Origin of the sequence: Okeania sp. SIO2C9 (assembly GCF_010672455.1) — a bacterium.
Classification (GTDB): domain Bacteria; phylum Cyanobacteriota; class Cyanobacteriia; order Cyanobacteriales; family Microcoleaceae; genus Okeania.
This window is the reverse complement of the sequence record NZ_JAAHGO010000078.1, coordinates 33,221-41,492: the sequence shown is the minus strand read 5'-3', so window position 1 is coordinate 41,492 and position 8,272 is coordinate 33,221. Positions and strand designations below refer to the sequence as shown.

At 33.9% G+C, this 8,272-nt stretch carries 4 protein-coding genes; 2 read left to right on the top strand and 2 right to left on the bottom strand.

Translation table 11 applies throughout. The features are described 5' to 3' along the window. Window positions 1-243 precede the first annotated feature (243 nt). Window positions 244-1,734: an IMS domain-containing protein gene (locus F6K23_RS33420; protein WP_293164331.1), complete on the bottom strand. Its 1,491-nt coding sequence runs from the start codon at window positions 1,732-1,734 to the stop codon at window positions 244-246. Window positions 1,735-1,819: 85 nt separating this feature from the next. Here F6K23_RS33420 and F6K23_RS33415 point away from each other — a divergent pair, with 85 nt between their 5' ends. Continuing rightward, complete coding sequence (locus F6K23_RS33415; protein ID WP_293164328.1) at window positions 1,820-3,019, top strand: N-acetylmuramoyl-L-alanine amidase-like domain-containing protein; 1,200 nt, start codon at window positions 1,820-1,822, stop codon at window positions 3,017-3,019. 355 nt (window positions 3,020-3,374) lie between these two features. On the opposite strand, the gene F6K23_RS33410 is transcribed toward F6K23_RS33415, so the two are convergent. Further along, a complete protein-coding gene (locus F6K23_RS33410; protein WP_293164325.1) occupies window positions 3,375-4,694 on the bottom strand; it encodes a D-alanyl-D-alanine carboxypeptidase in 1,320 nt (439 codons plus the stop codon). Between the two features lie 801 nt (window positions 4,695-5,495). On the opposite strand from F6K23_RS33410, the gene F6K23_RS33405 reads away from it, so the two are divergent. Continuing rightward, on the top strand, window positions 5,496-7,886 hold the full coding sequence (locus F6K23_RS33405; protein WP_293164323.1) for an ATP-binding cassette domain-containing protein: 2,391 nt from the start codon (window positions 5,496-5,498) through the stop codon (window positions 7,884-7,886). The last annotated feature ends 386 nt before the right edge of the window (window positions 7,887-8,272 follow it).

The following is an 8,272-nucleotide window of genomic DNA, read 5'->3' as shown; positions in this document are numbered from 1 at the left end:
GGTACATTTTGTTATTGTAAGGTCCAACACAGGGGGAGGACATCACCTCTGTCTAAACAGCGGTCAGGGTTTCCCAGACTGAAGAATCCCGCGTTGTCCCGTAAGGGCAACGTCGGGAGTATGTCAATATAACTACCTTTTTTTAATTTGGTATAATAATTTAATAAGAAAGAAGTACATATAGTATTTCTCACCCTTTGTAAACTATACTTGTTTTTTCTACGAATTACTATAGTTTTATTTCTAAATAATCTGAGAAGTAGCTATTTTCCATTTGCCGTCTACAAATGTCAAATTATAAATAACTGTTAGTTGGGAAGATCCTGACCTTGTAGTTTCTAATTTATCATTTTTAAAAAGTTGATATTCTTCAGTAACTTTAATTTGAATCTTGGCTTGATTTCCTTGAGTAGAAAAATATTCAATACTATCTATTTTTTGTACTCTATACTGATAGTAAGCATTGTTTTCTTTTAACCAAGCGATCGCTCCATTGGAGGCTACTATACTATCATAGACTTTTCCTGTTGTTAATTCAGCAGCAAGTTTTCGGTTATAGGGGGGAGCAAATATTTCTTTTTTTGCTTTTAACCAATTCTGGATTAATTCTTGAGCTTGTTGTTGAGAAATTGATGTTACTAATTCGGTGGTGGGTGGTGTGGGAATATTTGGTATTTCTAAGTCCGTTTGGGGAGATTTGCTTAAGACATTTTTGAGCAAAATACTACTCAAAAAACAACTGCCAATAGCACCACTAATAATCACAGCTTTCTGCCAAGTTTTGCGATTAATAGATAATTGAGTTGAAGGAGGGTCTAGACATTGGTCTAAAGGTGAATTTAAAGTTGTCGTTGTGTCAGGATTATTGATTACTACTAAAGATGAAGATGACGGAGTGTTTTCATTAGTAAAAACCTGAGTTGAATTAGACTTTAAAGCATCTAAAATTTCTGTAGATGTAGCAAAGCGATCGCTAATATTAGGTTGAATTGCTCGGTCTAAAATTCCTGCTAATTTAGGAGTTAAATTACTCGTATATTTTTGCCAAATAATCTTCCCTGTTTGTAAATCCATTTCTAAATCTTGGGGAATTCTTCCTGTTAGTAGAAAAATAGCTGTTAGTCCTAAACTATATAAATCACTGGCATAAACTGGTCGTCCTGCTGCTTGCTCAAAAGCCATATATCCAGGAGTACCAATCATGATAGAAATAGGTGTCGTATTTTGAGAATTAATTGCTGTGCTAATAGAATCTTTTACTGCCCCAAAATCTATTAAAACTGGCAAGTCATCCTGTTGGCGCAAAATAATATTTTCCGGTTTAATATCCCGATGAATAATATTTCTGCTATGTATATAATTAATAACCGATAGTAAACTAATCAGAATTTTCTGAACATCACCATCTGTCATTGGGCCTGTAGTTTTTACTTTTTTTCCTAGAGTTTCTCCCTTTATCCATTCTTGTACCAGGTAAAATTGACCTGCTGTGTCACTAAAATAAGCATACAACTTGGGTATTTGGCTATTAGTCTCCCCTAATTCTTCTAAAATGGCCGCCTCTCGTTGGAAACGTTGCAATACCTGTTGGTAAATTTCGGGATTATTTGTAACTACTTTAAGTTGCTTAATTACACAGTAGCGGCCTGAAGGCATTTGGGTATCTTGAGCTAAAAAGGTTTCTCCGAACCCACCACTACTGAGTGCTTGTATAAATTGATAGCGATTGTTCAAAAGTGTCGGTTTCACATCAGGAATTATTACCCATTTGTTTTAATTCAGGATAACATACTTATTAGCTAATAATCCTTATCAAAAAATGAGAAAATTATTAAAGTTAATTATTTTAACAGTAGCGATTACTGGCAGCTATACAGGAATTTTATCTATTGTCAATAAGATTAATGCTGCTCAAAAGAGTGTTAATTTACAGACTAAATATATTGCTAATGTTCGGGATAATCGCAAAATAAAATATGACAATAAAAAGAATATTAATTCACAATTATCTGCTTCAGAAAAACTATCTAATTTTCGTATAGTTCAATTTGATGATACTACTTTAAAATCTCTAGATATTGATAAAAAAAAATCATCAAAATTATCTACTTTATCAAGGCAAAATATTTTAAAAGAAGCACCTATAGGTCCTTCTCAACCTCCGACAAGACCAGTAATTGATGTTCAGTTAAATAAAAGTGTTGGAGACAAAAGAATTAACAAACCATCAGCCAATAATATTCCCGAAGATCCTCAGTTTAAACCAGTGATGGAATATGCTATAAAACAAAATCTTTCTCAACGTCCGATGGCAGAAATTATGCAGGCGATCGCTGATTATTTTATTGGTACTCCCTACAAGGCTGGATTATTAGACCAATCAAATCAAGAATCTTTAGTTATTAGTTTAGATGGATTTGATTGTGTCTTATTTGTAGAAACTGTATTGGCAATGGCTAGGGGGATAGCAATACAAGATTATTCTTATTTGACCTTTGTTAATAATATTAGAAATCAGCGTTATTGGAATGGTAAAATGAATGGATATTGTAGTCGTTTGCATTATTTTTCTGAATGGATTGCTGATAACCAGAGGCGCGATAATATCACAGATATTGGTGTTGAATTAGGTGGAGAGAGAGTTAAGAAGCCATTATTTTTTATGAGTAAAAATAGATGGGAGTATCCACAAATTGCTAGTAATGATGCTAATTATCAATGTATTGTTAATATGGAGGATAGTATTAGTAAACTTAAAATTAATTATATTCCTTACTATAAAATTAGCAGCGTTTATTCTCAGCTAAAATCTGGAGATATTGTCGCTGTAGCAACAGAAATTAATGGCTTAGATGTGACTCATACTGGTTTAGTTTATCGTAATTCTGATGGTAATATTGGTATTATTCATGCTTCTCCTGCGGGAAAAGTAACTGTTGCTTATGATTTAGAAAGATACATTTGGAATGTGGAAAGTGCCATTGGTATTTTAGTGGCGCGACCTGTCGATCCAAGATAAGTCAAAAGTCAAAAGCGAGTGCGTAATTCTGAGGTTTCCTCAGAATGTAAGACGCACTCAAGACAGTCAAAAGTCAAAAGTTAGATAAGTTAAAAGTAATATCATGTCCGGATAATCAGTAATAAATTCGCTCTTGGTGAGGTACATCCATCGCGGGCAAGATGCCCGCACTGGGAACATTTCATTGTTAATAACTGTACTTCATATACTTAGAATCTGCTGTAATTATAACTATTCAACCGGACATGATATAAGAAGTTATATTAAACCCAATACGGTTTCCTACGGAATGCTGCGCAAACAGATCAGACCAAAAGTTTTATGGTATCGATCTTTCTTTTTCCTTCTTCCTTCTTTATATAATTTCACTGCGAGAAGTTTTAGTTTTTCTCTCAGGGTTAGCTGTTAAGTTTGTTGGCGATAAATCAACAGAACCCCAGTTATTTAAAACGTCTTTAAGTAAAATTTCTTGTTGGTTGCGTAACTCGGTTACACTAGCTCCTTTATTCAGAATTGTAAACCAAACAATTCCCTGTTCTTTTGTTGGTAAAGCACCTGCTAAAGCACTAACATAATCTAGAGTTCCAGACTTGACTACTGCTAAATTTGGAAGTTGTTTACGTTCATCTAAAATACCTTTATCTTTACCAACAATAACAAATACATCTGCCACATTCATATTATATTGCTGAAGATATTTATCTATTGCTATAAACATTCCAGTAGCAGCACGGGGAGAAATGCGATTTTCTTCTCCTAAACCAGAACCATTAATTAATCTAATTTCCTCTTTTGGTACTCCTACAAATTGAGCTGCTTTTTCCGCAACTACTTGATAGCCTCCCACAGCTTCAGCTAACATATCTGCCATTAAATTATTGCTATATTGATTCATTTTTTTCACTAGTTCAGCTATGGGGAAAGAATAATGTCTAACTAATAGTTTAATATTTTCACGATGAGTAAGAGAAACTGCTACAACCCCATCAATTATTACTTGAGGTTTTGCTGTACCTGGAGGCAAAGTCTGATATTGATTTAAAACTTCTGAAGACCAATTTTTACTGTTTAATCCTTGTTTCAATAAATTACCAGCAGTCAGAGAATTAGATTCAAAATTCATATAAAATTTGCCAGTAATAATTAGATTGCCAGTAACTCTTTGAATGCCGATTTTATTTAATATATTGCCAATGGCGATCGCTTCTTCCCAAACAAAAAATGGATCTTCTCCTCCTTGAATGACTAAATCTCCATTTAAGACACCATTTTCAATTATGCCTGTTGTGCCAATTAAAGTAATAAATTGATGGTCGGGATTGAAAGTTTTTAAGGCGACTAAAGAAGTTGCGACTTTAGTAATTGAAGCTGCTGGTAAAGGAGTTGTACCTTGATAATTTGCTAATAAAGTATTATTTGATTGTATCCATATTCCTTGATTTTCTTGAGAAAATCCTTGAGTAGCTAGTCTATTTAGATATGTTTTTACTTGATTAGAGGCTATTGTTTCTGGATTATCTGGAGGTAATGTTAAGGGTTTTTCCGGAATTTCAATTGAGACTTGTGGGGAAGGTGTGGTTTCAGGAGAAGGAGATGGTATTTCTGGTTCAGGTGATTTACACCCAGCTAAAGATAATGCCATACAGATAGTAGTTATAAAAATTTTTTTTCGCATTAGTTTCGTCTTCATTTATTGCAGTAATACCTAAGACTTTTTACAGAAGTCAGGGAATAGGGAATAGAGAATAGGGAATAGGGAGATTAAATTGTTTCTTTCATGTCTTGATTTAATTAAAACTTTTGCAAGAGGTTTCTAGAGATTATACTATGATTAACTCTGTCTTGCATTTTAGCAGTTTGCATAGAAGAAGGAAGAAGGTTTTAGTTATCTAGGAGATAAGCAAGAAGATTTTAGTTATCTAGGAGATAAGCAAGAAGATTTTAGTTATCTAGGAGATAAGGAACCATTTGGCGTTTTCTGAGTTTTAAGTTTTTGATATATCCGTGCCACTTCCTTCGGCTATTATATAAAAAAATCATCAAATATTTATGCTTTGTAAGCATTCAGCAGTCAGTTAGCCTCTTTCAGAGGATATGCGGACTTCAGCTATCAGTTATTAACTTATTATCTGAGAAGGAGAATTCAAAATTATGTTTATGCAGCATTCCGCAGAAAAAAAAAGGTCATTAGCTAGCCTTAGTTGTACATTCAAAAGCTGTTTGTGCAGCATAACCTAGGAAATGCTGAATACTCGTAGCTGAATGCTTACGATATTTTTGTTTTGTTTTATTAGATGCTTTTAACATCAATAATATAGTTGATTTTGCAATACATTTTTCCAAAAAATAATAGCCTATTTTATACTAAAATCAACATAATAAATTGTAGATTAAACTAGAATTTATTACCCACTGCTGATTAAATATAAATAGTTTTTATCAATTTGTGCCAAAGAATCTAAAATCTAATATTATTATGACTAACAAAACAGGGCAAACTACCCTTTTAAGTAGTAATCCCTATATAGAATTGAATAATCAAGGCCAGACTATTACTCTTGAACTTAAACAAGACAATCATATATTAGGACGCGATCGCCTCCACGCCGACCTTGTAGTACCTTCAGCTTGGTTAGTCATATCTAGTTACCACGCCACTATCCGTAAAATTGACGATCGCTACTATATTTATGATGGTGACGGTCATCGAGCAAGCACCAATGGATTATTTCTAGACCGTACTCGCATCACTCCATCTGAAGGTCATCTTCTAGAGAATGGTATGGAAATCAAAATTGGTCTTGACCCCCAAAACCAAATTTTGCTGAAATATTTCGATCCTAATAATCCCATAACTATAGCATCTTTACCAAAAACAAGTTCAATATCTTTAAAAGATCGATCAGTCTTACTTGGTCGCGATCCTGATGCCACTCTGGAATTGGATGCTCCCATTGTTTCTCGTAGTCATGCCACCATTGAACCTAATGGTCAGGGAAATTACGTTTTAAACGACTATAGTACCAATGGCGTGTTTGTTAATGGGGTGCGAGTTAAAAACTCTATTGTTTTGACTGAAGGAGCGGTCGTTAAAATAGGACCTTTTACTCTAATTAGGCGTGGCGATCGCTTAGAAGTTTTTGACCCTGGAAATCAAATTCGTATTGATGCCGATCGCCTATATAGAATAGTCAGAGACCAACGAGGAAAAACACGAGTTTTGCTAAATGATATCTCCTTTGCGATCGAACCGGGGCAGTTTGTAGCGTTGGTGGGAGGTAGTGGCACTGGTAAATCAACTTTGATGCGAACATTATTAGGAATAGAGTCTACAACTAAAGGCAAAGTTTATATTAATGGTGAAGATTTAAGGAATAATTTTAATATCTATCGGACTCAAATTGGTTATGTTCCTCAAGATGATATTATTCATGGAGAATTAACAGTATTAGAAGTTTTAAATTATGCAGCAAAATTGCGATTACCGCCAGATATTAATATTCAAGAATTAGTCGAAAAAACCCTCGAGCAAATAGAGATGACGGAGAGAAAAAATGTATTAGTTAGTCAGTTAAGTGGGGGGCAGAGAAAAAGGGTAAGTATTGGTGTGGAATTATTAGCAGACCCCAAATTATTTTTCTTAGATGAACCGACATCAGGACTCGACCCAGGTTTAGATAAAAAAATGATGCAACTATTAAGAAAGTTGGCAAATCAAGGACGAACAATTATTTTAGTTACCCATGCCACAGCTAATATTAGAATTTGCGACCGAGTAGTTTTTTTAGGTAGAGGAGGGCGTTTATGTTATTTTGGCTCTTCGAGAGAAGCTATGACTTTTTTCTCTGTCAATACTGGTGATTTTGCTGATATTTATAACGAACTAGAAACCAATGATGAAAATATTAATGAGTGGGTAAATAATTTTCGTCAATCAGAATATTATCGACGTTATATTGCCAATCATCTCAGTATCGATAATTTAAAATCCCCTACTAATTTACCCCCCAAAAAACAACCCGCTTCTTTTGGGAAACAACTTTTGATTTTAATTCAACGATATTTTCAATTAATTATTCGCGACCCCATTAACTTAGGTTTAGCTTTATTTACTGCTCCTATTGGTATTAGTTTAATTTTATTTGCAGTTAGAGATAAAAATCCATTAATTGGCGACCCAGAACCTACTTTAGCTCCTTTAGCTTTGCGAGTATTATTTGTATTTACCTGCGCTTGTTTATGGGTTGGTCTGTCTAGTTCTCTGCAAGAAATAGTCAAAGAATCAGCTATTTATATTCGGGAAAGATTAGTCAACTTAGGATTATTTGCTTATCTCAGTTCAAAATTAATAGTTTTAGGATTATTAGCAACTCTGCAAACTCTATTAATAGTAGTAGTAGTAATACTGGGATTTGAAAATCCCCAGCCAGAATTAATTTCATGGCCGATAGGAGTTAGTATTACCACTTTTTTAACATTAATAAGCTGTATTAGTCTGGGATTAATGATTTCATCTATTGTGAAAAATGGTTCTCAAGCTAATAGTGCTTTACCCTTAATATTGCTACCTCAAATTATTTTTTCTGGTGTTTTATTTGAAATGACAGGTATAGCTAGTAAATTTTCTTGGCTAATGTTAAGTCGTTGGTCTGTAGCTGCTTATGGGGCACTTGTAAATGTGAATAATATGGTGCCAGAAGCAACTAAATTACCAGATGGAAGTACCGTTCCTTTACCATTTTCTGCTTCAGATGTTTACAACCTTAACTGGGAAAATTTAGGGATAAGTTGGGGAGCTTTATGTTTACATTCGCTGATTTATTTAGGCTTTACTATTTGGTTTCAGAAGAGGAAAGATATTATCTAATAATTAATAATTAATAATTAATAATTAATAATTAATAATTAATCCCTAGAGGTTTAAAGTCTCTCATTGTAAGCATTCAGTTATTAGCAGTCAGCTATCAGCTATTAAGTCATTAAATTATACAAGAGATTCTCAGTATATGAAGTACAGATATTAATAATTAAATGTTCTCAGTGCGAGCATCTTGCTCGCGTGGGTGTACCTCACCAAATAAGCATTCAGCAGTCAGCTATCAGCATTCAGCTATGAAATCATTAAATGATACAAGAGATTCTCAGTATATGAAGTACAGATATTAATAATTAAATGTTCTCAGTGCGAGCATCTTGCTCGCGTGGGTGTACCTCACAAAAGTGGAATTCGCTGTAACTTTGTAGAGACGTTGC